The 17,964-nt window shown below is 49.9% G+C and carries 20 protein-coding genes; 13 read left to right on the top strand and 7 right to left on the bottom strand.

Features of this window, described 5'->3' with window-relative positions:
• Nucleotides 1-14: 14 nt before the first annotated feature.
• Nucleotides 15-1,040: an SPASM domain-containing protein gene (locus tag FPG75_RS18335; protein WP_143308615.1), complete on the bottom strand. Its 1,026-nt coding sequence runs from the start codon at nucleotides 1,038-1,040 to the stop codon at nucleotides 15-17.
• Nucleotides 1,041-1,146: 106 nt separating this feature from the next.
• Between FPG75_RS18335 and FPG75_RS18330 the strand changes: the two genes are divergently transcribed.
• Together FPG75_RS18330 and FPG75_RS18325 are read left to right on the top strand one after the other, a co-directional pair.
• Nucleotides 1,147-1,896, top strand: a complete 750-nt coding sequence (locus tag FPG75_RS18330; protein WP_143308613.1) for a glycoside hydrolase family 25 protein — start codon at nucleotides 1,147-1,149, stop codon at nucleotides 1,894-1,896.
• 15 nt (nucleotides 1,897-1,911) lie between these two features.
• Nucleotides 1,912-2,196 carry a hypothetical protein gene (locus FPG75_RS18325; protein WP_143308611.1) on the top strand — a complete coding sequence of 95 codons (285 nt, stop codon included), beginning with the start codon at nucleotides 1,912-1,914 and terminating at the stop codon, nucleotides 2,194-2,196.
• Between the two features lie 7 nt (nucleotides 2,197-2,203).
• Here the strand turns inward: FPG75_RS18325 and FPG75_RS18320 are convergent, their stop codons facing one another.
• Nucleotides 2,204-2,746 (bottom strand): CAP domain-containing protein, encoded by a 543-nt coding sequence (locus FPG75_RS18320; protein ID WP_143308609.1) that lies wholly within the window; start codon nucleotides 2,744-2,746, stop codon nucleotides 2,204-2,206.
• A 376-nt stretch (nucleotides 2,747-3,122) separates the two neighbouring features.
• Between FPG75_RS18320 and FPG75_RS18315 the strand changes: the two genes are divergently transcribed.
• Nucleotides 3,123-3,305, top strand: a complete 183-nt coding sequence (locus tag FPG75_RS18315; RefSeq protein ID WP_143308607.1) for a hypothetical protein — start codon at nucleotides 3,123-3,125, stop codon at nucleotides 3,303-3,305.
• A gap of 150 nt (nucleotides 3,306-3,455) precedes the next feature.
• Here the strand turns inward: FPG75_RS18315 and FPG75_RS18310 are convergent, their stop codons facing one another.
• Complete coding sequence (locus tag FPG75_RS18310) at nucleotides 3,456-3,893, bottom strand: YybH family protein (RefSeq protein ID WP_143308605.1); 438 nt, start codon at nucleotides 3,891-3,893, stop codon at nucleotides 3,456-3,458.
• Between the two features lie 115 nt (nucleotides 3,894-4,008).
• Here FPG75_RS18310 and FPG75_RS18305 point away from each other — a divergent pair, with 115 nt between their 5' ends.
• The 6 genes from FPG75_RS18305 (at nucleotide 4,009) to FPG75_RS18280 (ending at nucleotide 9,439) form a co-directional block, all read left to right on the top strand.
• A complete protein-coding gene (locus FPG75_RS18305) occupies nucleotides 4,009-5,199 on the top strand; it encodes a DegT/DnrJ/EryC1/StrS family aminotransferase (protein ID WP_143308603.1) in 1,191 nt (396 codons plus the stop codon).
• Between the two features lie 26 nt (nucleotides 5,200-5,225).
• On the top strand, nucleotides 5,226-5,954 hold the full coding sequence (kdsB, locus tag FPG75_RS18300; RefSeq protein WP_143308601.1) for a 3-deoxy-manno-octulosonate cytidylyltransferase: 729 nt from the start codon (nucleotides 5,226-5,228) through the stop codon (nucleotides 5,952-5,954).
• A gap of 24 nt (nucleotides 5,955-5,978) precedes the next feature.
• Nucleotides 5,979-7,055: an iron-containing alcohol dehydrogenase family protein gene (locus tag FPG75_RS18295; protein ID WP_143308599.1), complete on the top strand. Its 1,077-nt coding sequence runs from the start codon at nucleotides 5,979-5,981 to the stop codon at nucleotides 7,053-7,055.
• 75 nt (nucleotides 7,056-7,130) lie between these two features.
• Entirely contained in the window at nucleotides 7,131-7,631 is a 501-nt protein-coding gene (locus FPG75_RS18290) for a hypothetical protein (protein WP_143308597.1), read from the top strand.
• 76 nt (nucleotides 7,632-7,707) lie between these two features.
• Complete coding sequence (rmuC, locus tag FPG75_RS18285) at nucleotides 7,708-9,060, top strand: DNA recombination protein RmuC (RefSeq protein ID WP_161596843.1); 1,353 nt, start codon at nucleotides 7,708-7,710, stop codon at nucleotides 9,058-9,060.
• Between the two features lie 13 nt (nucleotides 9,061-9,073).
• A complete protein-coding gene (locus tag FPG75_RS18280) occupies nucleotides 9,074-9,439 on the top strand; it encodes a SnoaL-like domain-containing protein (protein ID WP_143308593.1) in 366 nt (121 codons plus the stop codon).
• On the opposite strand, the gene FPG75_RS18275 is transcribed toward FPG75_RS18280, so the two are convergent.
• Nucleotides 9,440-10,618, bottom strand: coding sequence for an MFS transporter (locus tag FPG75_RS18275; RefSeq protein ID WP_143308591.1), 1,179 nt, complete (start codon nucleotides 10,616-10,618; stop codon nucleotides 9,440-9,442).
• 183 nt (nucleotides 10,619-10,801) lie between these two features.
• Here FPG75_RS18275 and FPG75_RS18270 point away from each other — a divergent pair, with 183 nt between their 5' ends.
• The 4 genes from FPG75_RS18270 to FPG75_RS18255 all read left to right on the top strand — a co-directional run bounded on the left by FPG75_RS18270 (nucleotide 10,802) and on the right by FPG75_RS18255 (nucleotide 14,143).
• Entirely contained in the window at nucleotides 10,802-11,272 is a 471-nt protein-coding gene (locus FPG75_RS18270; protein WP_143308589.1) for a Dps family protein, read from the top strand.
• Between the two features lie 81 nt (nucleotides 11,273-11,353).
• A complete protein-coding gene (locus FPG75_RS18265) occupies nucleotides 11,354-12,112 on the top strand; it encodes an NYN domain-containing protein (protein ID WP_143308587.1) in 759 nt (252 codons plus the stop codon).
• A gap of 2 nt (nucleotides 12,113-12,114) precedes the next feature.
• Nucleotides 12,115-12,654: an O-acetyl-ADP-ribose deacetylase gene (locus FPG75_RS18260; RefSeq protein WP_143308585.1), complete on the top strand. Its 540-nt coding sequence runs from the start codon at nucleotides 12,115-12,117 to the stop codon at nucleotides 12,652-12,654.
• A gap of 100 nt (nucleotides 12,655-12,754) precedes the next feature.
• Complete coding sequence (locus FPG75_RS18255; RefSeq protein WP_143308583.1) at nucleotides 12,755-14,143, top strand: TlpA family protein disulfide reductase; 1,389 nt, start codon at nucleotides 12,755-12,757, stop codon at nucleotides 14,141-14,143.
• Nucleotides 14,144-14,415: 272 nt separating this feature from the next.
• Here FPG75_RS18255 and FPG75_RS18250 read toward each other — a convergent pair whose 3' ends face one another.
• From FPG75_RS18250 to FPG75_RS18240, 3 genes are all read right to left on the bottom strand, one after another.
• The gene (locus FPG75_RS18250; protein WP_143308581.1) at nucleotides 14,416-16,389 is read right to left on the bottom strand and encodes an alpha-ketoacid dehydrogenase subunit alpha/beta; all 1,974 of its coding nucleotides are present in this window, start codon (nucleotides 16,387-16,389) and stop codon (nucleotides 14,416-14,418) included.
• 30 nt (nucleotides 16,390-16,419) lie between these two features.
• A complete protein-coding gene (locus tag FPG75_RS18245; RefSeq protein WP_143308579.1) occupies nucleotides 16,420-16,773 on the bottom strand; it encodes a phage holin family protein in 354 nt (117 codons plus the stop codon).
• A 131-nt stretch (nucleotides 16,774-16,904) separates the two neighbouring features.
• Nucleotides 16,905-17,831 carry a hydroxypyruvate isomerase family protein gene (locus FPG75_RS18240; protein WP_143308578.1) on the bottom strand — a complete coding sequence of 309 codons (927 nt, stop codon included), beginning with the start codon at nucleotides 17,829-17,831 and terminating at the stop codon, nucleotides 16,905-16,907.
• Nucleotides 17,832-17,964: the final 133 nt, after the last annotated feature.

Here is a 17,964-nt window from a genome sequence, read left to right as displayed (position 1 = left end):
TTATCAGGATAATTTTAGCCCCATACCTTGGTACCTTCGCTGCAGTTGGCGCAGATATCAATGTTTTTGCGGGTATCGAGTATCTGGCTACGGAAATGGATATATTCTTTGTTATGCCAGAGAGCTTTGAAGGATTCCTGTTTCAGGTTACCGAGGCGGTGCTGGGCGTCTTTATCAAAACAGCAGGGCACCACAAGGCCATCCCAGGTAACAACGGGCGAATGCCATAGCCGCCAGCAATGGTTGCTCAGTTTATTCTTGATCGTGTAGGTGCCATCTTCATTGCGATGATAGCGGGAATATTTATCGATCGTGGGGATCAGGCGGTTGCCTTCCTCGTAATCATATACCTGTGCGGTTTTGAAGCGCACCTGGTCTACACCGATTTCGGCAGCGAGGCGTTTGATATCTTCTATCTGATGCTCATTAGGTTTCACTACCAGGAACTGGAAGAACACAAAAGGTGTTTTTGACTTGAGTTCTTTTTTCCACTTCACGATATTTTTGGCGCCCTGTATCACTTTATCGAGATGGCCGCCCACGCGGTATTGCGTGTATACGTCCTGCGTGGTGCCGTCGATGGAGATGATAAGGCGATCCAGGCCACTTTCCACGGTTTTTTTCGCGTTGGCATCCGTGAGGTAGTGAGCATTGGTGGAGGTAGCGGTGTAGATACCTTTATCATGGGCATATTTTACCATCTCCAGAAATCCCGGGTTGAGGTAAGGCTCTCCCTGGAAATAGAAGATGAGGTATAACAGTTCTTTGGATATTTCGTCTATTGTTTTACGGAAGAAGTCCTGCTGCAACATACCAGTGGGGCGGGTAAACGCGCGCAGGCCGCTGGGGCATTCCGGGCAGCGGAGGTTGCAGGAGGTGGTAGGTTCAAAAGACATGGAGATGGGGTAGCCCCACTGCACCGGCTTTCCCGTCCATTTGCTCATAAAATAGCTGCTGAATACCTTGCCGGCATTCCAGATGCGGCGGAAAGTAAACTTGGAAAGTAAGTTCAGGCTGTCATTCAAGTTAAAATCGGGCATAAAAAAATCGCTTGACCATTGTAAAAGTAGCTTCTTTCAACAAATTATAACCTATACTTGCTATAAAAAAGCGTCATACCCAATTCCTGCAACTAACTGAAACAAAGTGAAAAAAATCTGGACCGGACTTTTAGTATTGATTGTTTTAAGCGCGGCCATAGGAACTTATCTGTGGTGGCATTACCGGAAGGCACGCATCGAGTTTGTACGATATGATGAGTTTGGAATAGATATGCCGGTAAATTACAGCATACATGGCATTGACGTATCGAAGTTCCAGAAAGATATTAACTGGCATGCGGTGAAGCAGATGCAGGTGGAAAATATTCGTATATCCTTTGCCTTTATAAAAGCAACGGAGGGCATTACCCGGCAGGATGCGGCGTTCCGTCAGAACTGGGACCGGGCGGGCAAAGCGGGCCTCGTGCGCGGGGCTTATCACTTTTTCTATTCTACCCGCGACCCTTTGAAGCAGGCGATCAATTTCCAGAATGTGGTGGAACTGCAATCCGGCGACCTGCCGCCTGTGCTGGATATTGAAACGAGCAATAACCAGCCGCCTGCGGTAATCCGCAGCACGGCCAGGATATGGCTCGAAGAGATGGAGAAGATTTATAAGGTAAAACCGATCATCTATACCAATATACATTTCTATGAAACGTACCTTGGCAGCGAGTTTGATGATTATCCACTATGGATAGCGCACTATTACCAGAAAGAACGGCCTTCCTCTAAACGGGCCTGGCTCTTCTGGCAACATAGCGACGAGGGCCGGGTGAACGGGATCAGGACTACCGTAGATTTTAACGTATTCAAGGGCGACAGCACCGATCTGGCCAGGCTGTGCCTCCCCTGATAAAGCATATTGCCAATGGCTGAAAAAACGGAACAACCGGAACAATCCACACCTCCGGAGCAACGGAATAACATTGATATGGATCTGGTGATGTTTTTCATCAAGATCATCCGCACCATATTCCTTGGGCTCATCTGGATGCTCATTAATATCTTTCTCGGGCTGTACCTGGGTTTCGGCGTACCGGAAGAATCCACTCCGGGCCGCATGATCTTCTTTTATACCTGGTTTACTATTTCTCTTGGCGCTTACCTTTACCTGGTATGGCGCATGTGGCGCAAGAAGATGAAAGCTCCCTGAGCCTTGCCTATTGCGGGTTATTGCGATGCCCCAGCTCCATGCTCCAATATTTGTCGTAGCGGCCTACGCCCAGTTCAGTGTAGCTGGCATTCATCATATTCATACAGTGTTTGGGGCTGTTGAGCCATCCTAATATCACAGCCTGTTCGTCCATATTGCCCATGGCGATATTTTCGCCATAAGTATTCCAGTGATAGCCCACATTGTCCAGGCGATTGCCGGGTGTGGAGCCATCAAGCCCGGTATGATTAAAATAATTATTCAGCGACATGTCTTTGCTGTGGAGGTACGCTGCTTTTTCGAGCAGGCCATTCCAGGTGAGCGGGCCAACGGCAGGCATTTGTACGTCGCCGCATTTGCAGCCCCGGCTGCGGAGGCCATTTACCAGCACCAGCAAGGCGTTGCGATCTACATGATTTTCGGGCACTGTCACCGAATCCACGGCTACAGGGCCTTTGGGGAGAAGGGGTTGTACATTTGACTCTTTGGTACAACTACTAAAAAATACCACTGCCGGCAATAAAGCGGCAATAAAAATTTTCCCGGACATAATACCAGTTAATGATGATCAAACAGATACCGGGTTTTAAACAGGAACGGATTAAAATGAAACGATTTTCAGAGGTAATGGGTAAAACTACTCTTGGTTGATCAGCGGCTATGGGTTAAAATCATTGAGGCACCAAAGGTAATGCGAAGCCTTCAAAAAAAGACACGCCCGCTTGTGAACGTGATGTTAATGAGCGCTGCCGTAAAAAAGCAGCGGTTTGTAGTGTTAGTTGCCCATTGTGCATGACAGGTTTGTGGAGGATGCACCCCGACGCCAGCCCGCTATCAGCGGATTTCAGCGGGAGAAAACGGTGGAATAAACTTTGCCGGCTGATAGGTGAAGTACCTGCATTGTTTCACCTGGAAAATAAATGGTGATGAAAAAACAAGCCAACAAAGAGGCATCAACAGCCTGGCGCCAGCGAAAAAAGAAACCGGTGAAAATACTGGACACAGATAAAGGCGGCGTTACACGAAACCCGCTCCATGGCGATCTTTCCAGTAAGCCGGAGGAAGAGAACAAAGCAGTAAGGTACAATGAAGAGAAGGACAAGCGCTGACATCCACGAACCTTATTACCATATCCATTGATAAACCGACGATGAATTTGATTCTTTAAAGAAGAAGTATAGTAATCATCTCCATCTTCTTTTTTAATGTTGTGGTGTATAGCGGCCATCCCAATCATGGGATGGTTTTTTTGTGCCCGCTCAGCTGCTGTGGTCAGCGATGATCTTCCATTCTCCTTTGATGCGGCGGAGTATGAGGCTGAAGTGCCCGGCGAGGTCGCCGATGCTGCGCTGCAGGTGCCATTTGCCCACAACAAAATAGACATCATGCGCCAGGGGCTTGAATTCCAGCAGATGGAAATCGAGCTTGCCCATGGCCGTTGTGTCAGGATATACCTTTTTATAGCGGTCGAGCGTGGCTTTCCAGCCATAGGTGACGCCGTTCTTACCGATGAACAGGAGGGAGTCCGACTGCCAGTAGGTTTGCATGAAAGTTTCTACATCCCCTTTGTTCCAGGCGGTGGTTTGTTTGGCCATCAGGGCCCTGATCTGCTGTTCGGGGCCTTGCTGCGCCTGTGCTTTGGCGGTGAAAAGCCCGAGGGTAGCGCCCAGAAAGATAAGATACAGCTTCAAACGCATGTCGGATTTTTAGCAAAAGATAAACGATTTTTGCGATGTAACGCAACATTGATTATAGTAACTTTGCTGCACGATTTAAACATCTTTGTCAATTATATTTTAAAATCAACAGTTTATGCCCGGATATGAACTATTTGGCGCCGAGGAAAGGAAAGAAGTAAACGACGTACTGGAAACAGGTATTATGATGCGCTACGGATTTGATGGTCCGCGTAAAGGCATCTGGAAAGCAAAGGAGCTGGAACAGGCTATTTGCGACAAGCTGAATGTATCCTATACACAGCTGGCCTCCAGCGGTACCGCTGCCCTTACCACCGCCATGGCGGCCCTCGGAATAGGCGCCGGCGATGAGATCATCATGCCCACCTTTACGTTTGTGGCCAGCTTTGAATCCGTGTTCTCTGTAGGCGCAACGCCGGTACTGGTAGATGTGGACGATACCCTCACACTGGACCCCAAGGCAGTGGAAGCGGCCATCACTCCCCGGACCAAGGCGGTAATGCCGGTGCATATGTGCGGCGCAATGGCCGATCTCGACGCCTTGCAGGCCATCTGCAAAAAGCATAACCTGCTGTTGCTCGAAGATGCCTGCCAGTCGTTCGGAGCCACCTACAAAGGCAAAGCGCTGGGCGCTATCGGCGATGCGGGCACCTTCTCCTTCGACTTTGTAAAAACCATTACCTGTGCAGAAGGCGGCGCGATCATCACCAATAACAAAGACGTTTATACTAAATGTGACGGCTATACGGACCATGGCCACGACCACCTCGGTGTGGACCGCGGCGCTGACCTGCACCCGTTCATCGGCTATAACTATCGTATCTCCGAGCTGCATGCTGCGGTAGGCCTGGCACAGATCCGCAAACTGGATCATTTCCTGGCTATCCAGCGCAATACCAAGAAAATATTCAAAGATGCCCTGGCCACGGTGCCTGGCGTTACTTTCCGCCGCCTGCCTGATGAAGCCGGCGACAGCGCTACCTTCCTGTCGTTCTTCCTGCCGGAACCGGAACAAGCCCGCAAAGCCGCTGCTGCCATGAAAGCCGCCGGCCTGGTCGCTTTCTACTATTATGATAACAACTGGCACTACATCCGCCAATGGGATCATTTCAAACAAGGCAATGTGCTCACGCCATTCCCTCCCGGCCTGAAACAAGCCATGGAGATCTATAAAACCAAAACGTTCCCGGCTTCCGATGCCATCATCGGCAGAAATATCTCTACTCCCATCAACCTCTCCTGGTCTGATGCTGAAATAAAAGAAAGAGCAGAGAAACTGGTGAACGCCGTGAAAAGCGCGCTATAAATACCACGCAGAGCAAAAAAATCTACATGAAGAAAATAGCGTTAATACCTGCCCGTTATGGCGCCACGCGCTTCCCGGGCAAGATGATGGCCAACCTGGGTGGTAAAAGTGTGATCCTCCGCACCTACGAATCCACCGTGAAAACCGGCGTATTCGACGAAGTGATGGTAGTAACCGACAGCGATATTATCTACAACGAGATCGTGAACAATGGCGGCAAAGCAGTGATGAGCAAGAAAGAGCACGAATGTGGCACTGACCGTATCGCCGAAGCTGTGGAAGACATGAACGATGTAGACATTGTGGTAAATGTGCAGGGCGACGAACCCTTCACCCAACGCGAGCCACTGGAAAAACTACTACAGGTATTTGAAGGAGAAGAAGGGAAAAAAGTACAGGTGGCATCGCTGATGCAGGTGCTCAAAGATCCCGTCTCCATCGAAGATCCAAACTACGTGAAAGTGGCGGTAGACAAGTATTCCAACGCATTGTTCTTCTCGCGCAGCGTGATCCCTTATCCCCGTAACAAGGATATTCAATCGATCTATTATGAACATATCGGCATTTATGCTTTCCGCAAACAAACCCTGCTGGATTTTACCAAAATGCCGGTAACACCGCTGGAAGCGGCAGAAAAGATCGAATGCCTCCGCTACCTCGAAAATGGCATCCCCATGAAAATGGTGCTGACATCCTATATGGGCGTGGAGATCGATACGCCGGAAGACCTGGAAAAGGCCGCGAAATTATTGTAAATACAAACTAACTAATACGCATATATGAAATTCAGGAATTTTAAAATGGTGGACTATGTGGTTTACGGCCGCGGATCATTCGATCAGCTGGACGAAATACTGGCCCCCAGGCGTAATGGCGACGCTCCCATGATCTTCTTTGTGGATGAGTATTTCAGAGACAAGCAAACGTTTTTGTCGCGCGTGCCTTTACGCGGTAAAGACAAGATCGTGGTGATTGACGTAACACATGAACCCAAAACTACTTATGTTGACCAGGTACGTGATGAGCTGAAAGCGGAGTTTGGCCAGGTGTCCGGTATCATCGGCATCGGCGGCGGTTCTGTGATGGATATGGCCAAAGCCGTAGCGCTGATGATGACCAATCCCGGTTCGTCTGCCGACTACCAGGGTTGGGACCTCGTGAAAGTTCCTGGTGTTTACAAAGCTGGTATCCCTACGATCTCCGGTACTGGTGCGGAAGTGAGCCGTACCTGCGTGCTCACCGGCCCAACGCGTAAACTGGGTATGAACTCCGATTTCACCCCCTTCGATCAGATCGTATTGGACCCTGAATTAACGAAGACCGTTGAACCTAATCAACGTTTTTATACTGCGATGGATTGCTTTATCCATTGCGTGGAATCCTTACAGGGCACATATCTCAACGCATTCAGCAAATCTTATGGTGAAAAAGCACAGGACCTCTGCGAGGAGATCTTCCTGCAGAAAGACCAGTGGGATGATGATGCCGATGAGAAACTGATGATGGCTTCCTATGCCGGCGGTATGAGCATCGCTTATTCACAGGTAGGCGTGGCACACGCGGTGAGCTATGGACTGGCTTACCTGTTGGGCACTAAACATGGTATCGGCAACTGTATCGTGTTCGATAAACTGGAAGAGTTCTATCCCGATGGCGTAGCCAAGTTCAAGGAGATGGTGAAAAAGCATCACATCGATATTCCGCAGGGCATCACCAAAGGCCTCAGCGATGAACAGTTTGATACGATGATCAATGTATCGCTGGGCATGGCGCCGCTTTGGGAAAACGCGCTGGGCAAGGACTGGAAAGAGATCATGACCCGCGAACGCCTGCGTAAGTTGTACGAAAGACTCTAATATTATTTTAAGTAGATGTAATTCCCGGCTCACCAGCCGGGAATTTTTTTTCCAGTAACTTCAATAAAAAAAGATATGGACAATATTGAAAAGCTGGGCCAGGAGCTGGCGCAGATATTTTTCAGGATTGAAGAAAGGCGTAACCAGTGGCATACCATCACCCGGGCATTCATCCTCGGTGAATTAAACAAGCTGGTAGAGCGTTTCCCGATGTTCGACTGGAAGGCTGAAGTGAATGAGGCATGGCAAAATATGGAGTCGGTGTATGTAATGTTCAACTATACCCCCAGCGGTATTGTGGAAAAGACGCCCAACGCCATTGTACAGAAGATGAAGAAAGGTGGGCTGTTGTCGTTTTCACAATCGCGCAATGGTCAGATCGTTATCTGGGTGGCCTATCCTTTTGTGGATGGCATTACAGAAGAAGGCCCCAAGACTAGCACATTGGATACTGTGGAGCCGGAAGAAATAGATGGGCCTTATATTACACGTTATGTGGAGAAATTTTTGGAAGAGATGCTGGAATGGGAGAACGCATCGCGGGAAGAGATCGGGTTTATAAAAAAACACCGTTGAGAGCGCAGATTGAATGCGTAGAGATATACGAATATTACGTTGGGGGAAGATTATCATGTTGATTTTATCGATTGTTATGGGGTTGCTGGCACTGATGCTGGCTTACTTGTATCTCACCGCAAAGCAGCGCCAGCGGGCTTTGGAGGGCGCCAATGCACAATTGCAGGAACGTTACCACCAACTGGAAGCCCGGCAGGAGTATCTGCAAACCACGCTGGACGACAGGCGTACCCAGCTACAGGAGCGGCAGGAACAACTTGAACGGCTAAACGAAGAAATTGCCCAGCTGATGTCGGAACAGGGCCGTATCCTGGAACAGAACAAGCACCTGCATGCTCAGTTGACCAATGAAAAAGAGCGCATGGAGAAGATGCAGGACGATTTTCAGCTACAGTTCGAGAACGTGGCGCAGCACTTGCTACAGCGCATTTCCGGCACCTTCATGGAACAGAACCAGGCCAAAATGGACGACCTGCTCAAGCCATTGGCAGACAAGATCGACCATTTCCGTCACAGCGTACAACAATCGCTCGTAGCGGAAACCTCGCAACGTGCGGAACTGAAAAATGAACTGCAACGTTTGCTGCAATTGAATCAAACCTTATCACGCGAGGCCAATAACCTCACCAATGCACTGAAAGCCGATACCAAAAAACAAGGCAACTGGGGCGAGATGATCCTCGAAAAAGTGCTGGAAGCCTCCGGCCTTGAAAAAGGAATCCACTACGTTACCCAGGATGCTCAATACGACACCAGCGGCCAGCTGCGCAAGCCCGACCTCGTGCTGCAACTGCCTGAAAACCGCCAGCTGGTGATCGATTCAAAGGTTTCACTGAAAGCATATGAGCAGTATTGCAGCGCCACCAACGAAGTAGAAAAGCAACAAGCACTGCGCATGCACCTGCAATCCGTGAAAAACCACATCAATGAACTGAGCCGCAAAGCCTATCATGACCTTTACGGCAACACGACAGACTTCGTGATCCTTTTCATTCCGATAGAACCAGCTTACGCGCTGGCCATCATGCAAACCGATGAAGATCTCTATGATTACGCCTTCCGCCGCCGTATCATATTGGTGAGCGTGCCCTCGCTGCTGGCCACACTGCGCATCATCGACAATATGTGGCGCCTCGATAACCAGAACAAGAACGCCGAAGAGATCGTACGGCAAGGCAGTGCGCTGTACGACAAGTTCATCGGATTTGCTGAAGATATGGCCCTGATAGGAGAGCACCTGAAACGCAGCCAGCACGTTTATGAAGCCGCCATCAACAAACTGACCACCGGCCATGGCAACCTGGTAGGCCGCGCAGAAAGGATGCGCCGCCTGGGCCTCGACAACAAAAAAGAAATGCCGAAAACCCTCATCGTGGAACCGGAAACATCAGAAGAAGAGGGAGAAACGCCATCACCATCCTTACCATAAAATAACGGAAACTATGTCAGCAGTTACTATCGCTTCAAGGCTGATCGCCTTGTGCACAGCAGGGGAGTTTATCCAGGCCCAACAGGAGCTATATCATCCCGATATCGTAAGCATTGACCCTGATGGCTCCAAAACCATCGGCGCCACTAACATGCACGCAAAAGAGCAAAGGTTCCTGGATAATCTCAATAGCATCATCAGCGTGCATTTTTCAGAACCGCAGTTTGCCGGTAGTTATTTCACTACCATCCTCACGATGGAGATAGATATCAAAAACGTAGGCCCACGGCGCTTTAGCGAGGTATGCGTATACCAAACGGAGAACGATAAAATTGTATTTGAACAATTTTTCCGTGACCTGAAGCCTGTTGCGGGATGATCAGGTAGTGGCAGCCTTAGGCTTGTAAATAAATGCCAGGTACAGCGTGGCTAATACCGAGATGCCTGCCAGCACATAGAATGTGAGCGGGAAATGGCTTGCATTGTTATTGTAAATGAAAGCGGAAAGATAAGCCCCCAGCCCGATACCCGCTTCCATAGCAATGTACATGCTGGCCAGCGCACGGCCACGGAACTGCGGATTCCCCAGGTCTACCGTCCAGGCGGTAACAGCCGGAGAATTGAGGCCCACGCCAATACCATACAACACTGCGCCAGACATCAGCAGGATGCCGCCGGACGAGCAAGCCATCAGTAGCATGGAAGCCGCAATCAGCAGGGTGGCCACTTTCAGCACTGGCACCCTGCCATATTGGTCTGATACCTTGCCGGCCAGCAAACGGATACCGATAGAACTGCCGGTGAAGAAAGTAAAGAACAGGCCCTTATTGGCAATGCCCAGAAAGGCGCTGAAATCGGGGATCACCGTAAGAATGGCGCCATAGCTGAAGTACGTAAGGAAAGTGATGATCACTGGCGCCCATACCAGAGGCTCAAAAAGCTCGTCGCCGGAGATCTTCAGCAGCGAGAAACGGAAGCGCTGTTTGTTGGGCAATGTTTCTTTCATCGCGCCAGTGAGGATCACCACGGAAAGCAAGGCAAATGCGGCCGAAAGCTGGAACATCACGTTGATATTCCAATGCAACGCTACCCAGCCGCCAATGGCCGGGCCTACCGCCATACCAATGGTACTGGCCAGCCCTATCATGCCCATTGCCTCGCCGCGGCGGGTAAAGGGCACCAGGTCCGATACATAGGCGGATGTGCCGGTAGGCTTGAAGCCTGTAGAAAAGCCATGAAAGAAACGTAACAACAGGAATGCACCTACGGAGCTTACCAATGGATACATCAGGCTGCACACCACGCAGATAAGCGACCCGAACACCATCACCGGCACACGGCCGATCGTATCTGTGAGCTTGCCGCTGAAAGGCCGGGAAAGCCCTGCCATCAAGGTAAACAAACCAATGATATATCCCTTGTAATCGGCTCCACCCAGTTTGGTAAGATACGCAGGTAACTCGGGTATCATCATATTAAAACTGGCAGAGAATAGAGCGTTGCTAAGACAGAGCAGGATGAACTGTAAATTATAAATTCTCTCAGTCGACTGATACATGCTGCAAAATTAGCGACTATGGTACAATTTTCGCAAAGTAATTGATCTCCGGAAACCCGCATACATGCCGAACAAAATATACCTGTTCCCTGTTTATATTAACCGGCTGTTAAATCCTGACAATCGTCATGTGAGACTGTTTTCCGATTTAGTATATTTACTATAACCAAAAAATTCAATGATATGAAAGTAAACATCGGTGTTGCTCCTGAACATGCAAAAGAAATTGCGTTGGAACTGAATAAAGTATTAGCGGATGAATTGGTGATCTATGCTAAAACCCGTAACTGCCACTGGAATATTGAAGGCCCCAACTTCATGGAAATGCACAAATTTTATGAAGGGCAATATGAAGAGCTGGAAGAATTTGGTGATGAAGTTGCTGAAAGGATCCGTTCAATCGGTCACTATGCAGAAGGTCGCCTTGTAGATGCGCTCAAGCTCACCCATCTCCTGGAAGAAGAATATACCAACGACCAGAAAAAACAGCTGCAATCCCTGCTGAACGATCATGAAACCATTGTGCGCAACCTGCGCCGCCTGATCGATGAGTTCGACGAAAAATACAAGGATAAAGGCACGAGCGATTTCGTGACTGGACTCATGGAAAAACATGAGAAAATGGCCTGGATGATCCGTTCTTATCTGAAATAATTTCCCCTATAAAGATTTACAACGTGTTAGTTGCAGCCACAACGCTTGTAGCTAACACGTTTTTATTTAAAAACTACCACCATGGACAATAAAGAAGATAATAAAGATCTGCGGCTGGCCGTACTCATCGATGCCGACAATATCCCATATCACAATATCAAAGGCATGCTCGAAGAAGTGGCCAAATACGGCAACCCCACATTCAAGCGGATTTACGGCGACTGGACCAAACCCACAGTGGCTGGCTGGAAGAGCGTGCTGCTCGATTACGCCATCACACCCATTCAACAGTATAGCTATACTTCCGGCAAAAATGCCACCGATTCCGCTATGATCATCGATGCGATGGATATCCTCTACACTGGCCGCGTAGATGGCTTTTGCCTCGTATCAAGCGATAGCGATTTCACCCGCCTGGCCACCCGCCTGCGCGAAGCCGGCATGTACGTGATCGGCATGGGCGAACGTAAAACGCCCAGCGCCTTCCGCTCCGCCTGCGATAAATTCATCTACCTGGAAATCTTGCAGCTCAAAGAAAAGAAAACTGAAACCGGCGGAAAGCCGCGCTCCGCCAAAGAGAAACAGAAAGCGATCAGCAAAGCCGATAAAGAAGTGATCACCCTGCTGTCTTCCAGCATCAATGATATCGCGGATGAAGACGGATGGGCTTACCTCGGCGAGCTGGGCAACCTGCTGTTAAAAAAACAACCTGATTTCGACTCCCGCAACTACGGCTACAACAAACTGGTTCAACTGATCAAAAGTTTTCCCAACTTTGAAATAGATATCCGCGACAGTGGAAAGAAAACAGGGAAACTGGTATATGTAAGAACGATCTGAGCATGAACAAGAAAATAACGGTTATCAAAGGAGATATAACGAAGATGGAAACCGATGCCATCGTGAATGCAGCTAATTCCTCGCTGATGGGCGGTGGCGGCGTGGATGGCGCTATCCATCGTGCAGGCGGGCCGGCCATCCTGGAAGACTGCCGCGCTATTGTGGCCCGCCAGGGCGGCTGCAAAACCGGCGAAGCTGTGATCACCACCGGCGGCCGGCTGCACGCAAAGTATGTGATCCACACCGTAGGTCCCGTATGGAACGGCGGCAACAAACAGGAACCACAGCTGCTGGCCAACTGTTACCGTCATTCGCTGGAACTGGCTACTGTACATCATCTCCGTTCTATCGCGTTTCCCAATATCAGCACTGGCATCTATCATTTCCCCAAAGATCTCGCTGCCAGCATCGCGATGGATACCATCGTGAAATTTTTAGAAGAAGAAGCAACTTCCCTGGAAGAAGTAGTGCTGGTTTGTTTTGATGAAGAGAACCTGGCCTATACCGAACAATTCTACAATCAATACATCCGGCCGGAATAATAATGCATCCCTGTTTTGCGCCGTTAGCCACAATGTGGTGAAAGTTTCGCCCCGCCATATTATTTTTACGACCGAACCACCATAAAACCACCATTACACCATGAAACACATGAACCTTAACCGGCTCTTGCCGGTTGTGGCCTGCATGGCGCTACCCGGCGCCCTCCTGGCCCAGAAACCCGCCCGTGTACCCGTTACCGTTATCCAGGGTATTTCAGCTGATGTCAAAGTAGAAAAGATCACCTTGCTGGCCGTAGAAGAAGGCAAAACCAAAGAGGTGGCGTCTGCGTGGGTAGATGACAAGCACGCCTTTGCCTTTGCGCTGCCCCACCCGCAGGAAGGGTTCTATTATCTCTCGTCTGCCGCCCGCAGCAATGGTGTTCGCGTATACCTGAAGCCCGGCGACCAGCTGAACGTTGAACTTAACGGCGCCGCCTATACGGTGAAATCCGGTTCTGCCGAAAACAAGCTCCTGCAACAATGGAACGAGCTGGCAGCGCCAGTGCTGAAACCTGCCATGGGCATGGATACCGTTACTTACAAATCGTATTTCCCCACGCTGGAAAAAACGCTGCCCAAAGTAGCCGCCTTCAAAAAAACAGTGAACACACCGAACAAATCTTTCAACGAACTGCTGAAATTCGCCACAGACGTGGATATTGAGCATGCCGCATTACGCTTCCTGCTCATCCCGCATTCCGAACACCCGCAGCTGAAGGATTACCCGGCCTATTACAAAACCATTGTGCAGGATAAAAAATACTGCGACGATAAACTGCTGCAACTGGCCGAAGCAGAAGACCTGCTACGTCTCTACAACACCTACAACCTGCTGCTGACAAAGACTGCAGCCGACAGGCCCAAACCCCAGGAGATGTTCCAAAAGGGTGTGGACGGATTTTGCAGCGATCGTGTAAAGGCACTGTTCATCACCAGCAGCCTCGGTAGCTACAGGACCTATGAGTCGTTGATCGCGGCTATCGAGCCGGTGAAAAAATATCTTGCTACCGATGTAGAGAAAAAGCGCTACCTCGAATATGAAAAGTCGGTACGTAAATTTTCGAAAGGAGAAGCCGGTTTCAATTTCAGCGGCGAGGACCTGAGCGGCAAGCCCGTATCCTTCAACGACCTCAAAGGAAAAGTAGTGGTGGTGGACGTTTGGGCCACCTGGTGCGGCCCCTGCAAGGCCGAGCTGCCGCACCTGCAACAGCTGGAGGAAGAAATGAACGGCAAGGATGTCACGTTTGTAGGCGTGTCTGTTGACGAAGGCAAAGACAAAGAAAAATGGAAAGCCTTTGTAAAAGAAAAGGAAATGAAAGGCGTACAGTTATTTGTGAATGGCTGGAGCGATATCACCAAATTCTATGGTATCAATGGCATTCCACGGTTTATGGTGTTTGATAAAAACGGCAAGATCGTGAATGTAGATGCGCCGCGGCCCTCTACGCCGGAGCTGAAAGCCTTGATAGAAGAGCTTCTCAAGGGTTGATAATAAAGAAGGCTACCTCGCAGGGTAGCCTTCTTTATTATAATGCGATGTAAAAAACGGATGAATGATCAAGGTTTTGCATATTTAACCCAGGCATACACGAACATTATTGCAAAAACGATGATGGCTACCGGAGCGAAAAAATGACCAATAGCGTCACCTACTTTATAAAAGTTGGTGGTATTTACTACTGTTAAAAGATTCATCAACATAGTATAACGAGTTTATTATTATCCGGGTGCAAATTAAAGCATTCGGTTTTAAATTCCCAATTACCAGGCTGTTAATTGTTGCAGATAGCCATCCAGCCTGGATTTGGCGAGGAAATTTTTTTCGAGGGGCAGGGCAAAGGGAACCGGGGTATCGAGGCTGGCGCAGCGGATCACGGGGGCGTCGAGCAGGTGAAAGCAGTGCTGGGCGATCCAGGCGCTGATCTCGGCGCCGAAGCCGCCGGTGAGCGTGTCTTCATGCAGTACCAGCACTTTGCCGGTGGCGGCTACCACATTATGAATAGCGTCGTAGTCCAGCGGCAACAAGGTGCGGAGGTCGAGGATGGCAATAGACAATTCGGGGTGTTGCCGGGCATAGTCGGTGGCCCAATGTACGCCGCTGCCATAAGTGATGATGCTTACATCTTCGCCATCCTGCACCAGGCGTGCCTTTCCGATCTCGGTAGTATAATATTTTTCAGGCACCGGCCCGCTGATGCTGCGGTACAGTGCTTTATGTTCGAAGAACAGGACCGGGTTGGGGTCTGCGATGGCGGCGGTCAGCAGCCCTTTGGCATCTTCTGGGGTGGAGGGATATACGATCTTCAGGCCGGGCACATGTGTGAACCAGGCTTCATTACTTTGTGAGTGGAAAGGCCCTGCGCCTACGCCGCCGCCGGAGGGCATGCGGATCACCACATCGGCCGTTTGGCCCCAGCGGTAGTGTATTTTAGCGAGGTTGTTGACGATCTGGTTAAATCCGCAGGTTACAAAATCAGCGAACTGCATTTCCACCATACTCTTGAAACCCGCTATGGACAAGCCCAGCGCGGCGCCGATGATGGCGCTCTCGCAGAGCGGCGTATTGCGCACGCGGTCCGTACCGAATTTCTCCACAAATCCTTCTGTGATCTTGAAGGCGCCGCCATATTCGGCAATGTCTTGCCCCATGAGGATCAGCTCGGGATACGTTTCCATAGACTGCTGCAATCCTTCGGAGATGGCGTCAATAAAGCGTTTGTCGGCGCCCGGGCCGGAAGCCGCGATGGGCAAGGGCGCCGGCGCATAAACATCATGCAGTTCCGCTTGTGTGTCGGGGATGAGCGGCGTTTCTACCAGTCCTTTGGCCACTTCGGCATCGATGGACTGTTTCAGCTCTTCGCGGACATGTTGCAGTTCCTGTTCGGTGATGAGTTGGGAAGACAGGAGGAAAGACTCATATTGCGCGATGGGATCTTTTTTGCCCCACTCCTCGAAAAGGGCCGGGGGCACGTATTTCACGCCGCTGGCTTCTTCGTGGCCACGCATGCGGAAGGTCATTGCCTCGATGAGCACCGGCTTGTTTTCGTTGATGGCATAGTTGCGCGCCGTGCGGATGGTTTGATATACTTCCAGCAGGTTGTTGCCATCGATGCGGACGCCTTCCATGCCATAGCCGATGGCTTTATCGGCGAGCCGTGCGCAGTGGTATTGTTCCTGTACCGGCGTGCTCAGGCCGTAGCCGTTGTTCTCGATCAGGAAGATGACCGGCAAACCCCATACTGCGGCCACATTGAGCGCTTCATGAAATTCGCCTTCGCTGGTGCCGCCTTCGCCGGTGAAGGCGAGCGCTACTTTCTTTTCTTTACGGAGGCGGTGGGCGAGGGCTATGCCATCAGCGATGGAGAGCTGCGGCCCGAGGTGAGAGATCATACCACAGATATGATGCGCGCTGCTGCCAAAGTGAAAAGAGCGCTCACGTCCTTTGCTGTAGCCATTTTCGCTGCCCTGCCATTGCAGTAGCAGTTTGTCGAGCGGCATATGCCGGGTCGTGAATACGCCGAGATTGCGATGCAGCGGCATGATCCATTCATCTGCATCCAGCGCCAGCGTGGCGCCTACGGCGATGGCTTCCTGCCCGATCCCTGAAAACCATTTACTGATCTTACCCTGCCGTAATAGCAGCAGCATTTTTTCCTCTATCAGCCGTGGATATACAAGCGATCTGTAAAAGGCCAGCAGCTGTGTGTCACTGATATTGGACCGATCGAAATACATGCGTTGGATATTTAACTGGCAAAGGAAAGCCTAGTTGTTGTTGTTGCCGCCAGCCAGCGAGATCATGATACTGTTGATGATCGTCATCACGATGCTGAACAACATGGCCCACCAGAAACCGTCTACCTTGAAACCGGGAACGATCTTGGCGGCCAGCAATATAATGATGGCATTGATCACAAAAAGGAACAGCCCGAGTGTAATGATGGTGACCGGAAAGGTGAATATTACCAGCAGCGGTTTTACCAGCGCGTTTAGCAAAGCCAATACCAGCGCGAGTAAGAGGGCGGTAACAAAACTGTCGATCCTCACGGCCGGTTTAAGTAAGTATGTAGTTAACATCGCAGCTAAAGCGCTCACCAGAATGCGCACTAAAAAACCCATATGAAAAAAGCTTTTGTCAATTAAGATAACGAAAAAATAATTATGAATTGCGAATTAAGAATTACGGCTTTATGGGGAGATCACATGATCTCCCCATAAAGCCGTAATTCTTAATTCGCAATTCGTAATTATCAAAAATTATCTGCGTCTCTGTATGCTTTGATCAAAGCGATCTCTCCTTCCTTACCCTGGCCGGTCATGCCATGTTCCATGCCCAGCACGCCTTTGTAGCCTTTTTGATGCAGATGTTTGAAGATGTTGCGGTAGTTGATCTCTCCGCTGCCGGGTTCTTTACGGCCGGGATTATCACCAATCTGGATATACGCAATTTCTTCGTAACACATGTCCAGCACGGGGATCAGGTTACCTACGTTGCGTTGCATATGATAGATATCGTATAATATTTTGCAGGACGGGCTGTTCACCGCCTTGCATACTTCGAAGCTCTGCTCTGCCGTGCGGAGGAAGAGTTCGGGCGTATCGCTGAGGGGTTCCAGCACCATTACAAGGCCATGCGGCTCGAATATCTCTGCGCCGCGGCGCAATGCATCTACTACATGAGCGGTTTGAATACCCATCGGAATGCTGCGGTCGAAGAATCCGGGAACAACGGTCATCCATTTGGCATTGGTTCTTTTGGCCACTGTAACGGATTCGCGGCAGGTTTTCAGGAAAGCGTCTTTAAATTCCTGTTTGCCGGTGGTGAGTGAAGTTTTCCAGTTGTTACCGGTATCCACTACGAAAACGCCCATGGTCATGCCTTTCTGGGCGAGGAGGTTGCCGATCTTTTCCTGTTCGGCGGCATCGCGGCCCAGCATGCCATTATCTTCTATGGCCCGGAAGCCCTGGTCATACATGAATTTTATCTGATCGAGAAAACTGGCGCCGCCATTATTTTTGAACTGGCCGTCGTGCGGCGCATAGTTCATCTGGAAGGGTTTTTCAGACAGGCCGGAACCCGCGGCGGCAGCGGCTTTGGCGCTGCCTGTGATGCCGCCCAGCGCCATCGCGGAGATGCCTGCCAGCGTGCCTTGTTGCAAGAATTTTCGTCTTTCCATAACGCGTAGATTAAGTGTATAAAGGACGGGACTAAATTTAACAGGTTTTACATAGAAATACTAATATTGATGAAGATTTTTCAAATCAGGGCCATTTTTTCGCGTTCATCAAAAAAATATTGCAAACGTCATT

Source organism: Chitinophaga vietnamensis (assembly GCF_902167635.1).
Classification (GTDB): domain Bacteria; phylum Bacteroidota; class Bacteroidia; order Chitinophagales; family Chitinophagaceae; genus Chitinophaga; species Chitinophaga vietnamensis.
This window is presented reverse-complemented; position numbering and strand designations above follow the sequence as displayed.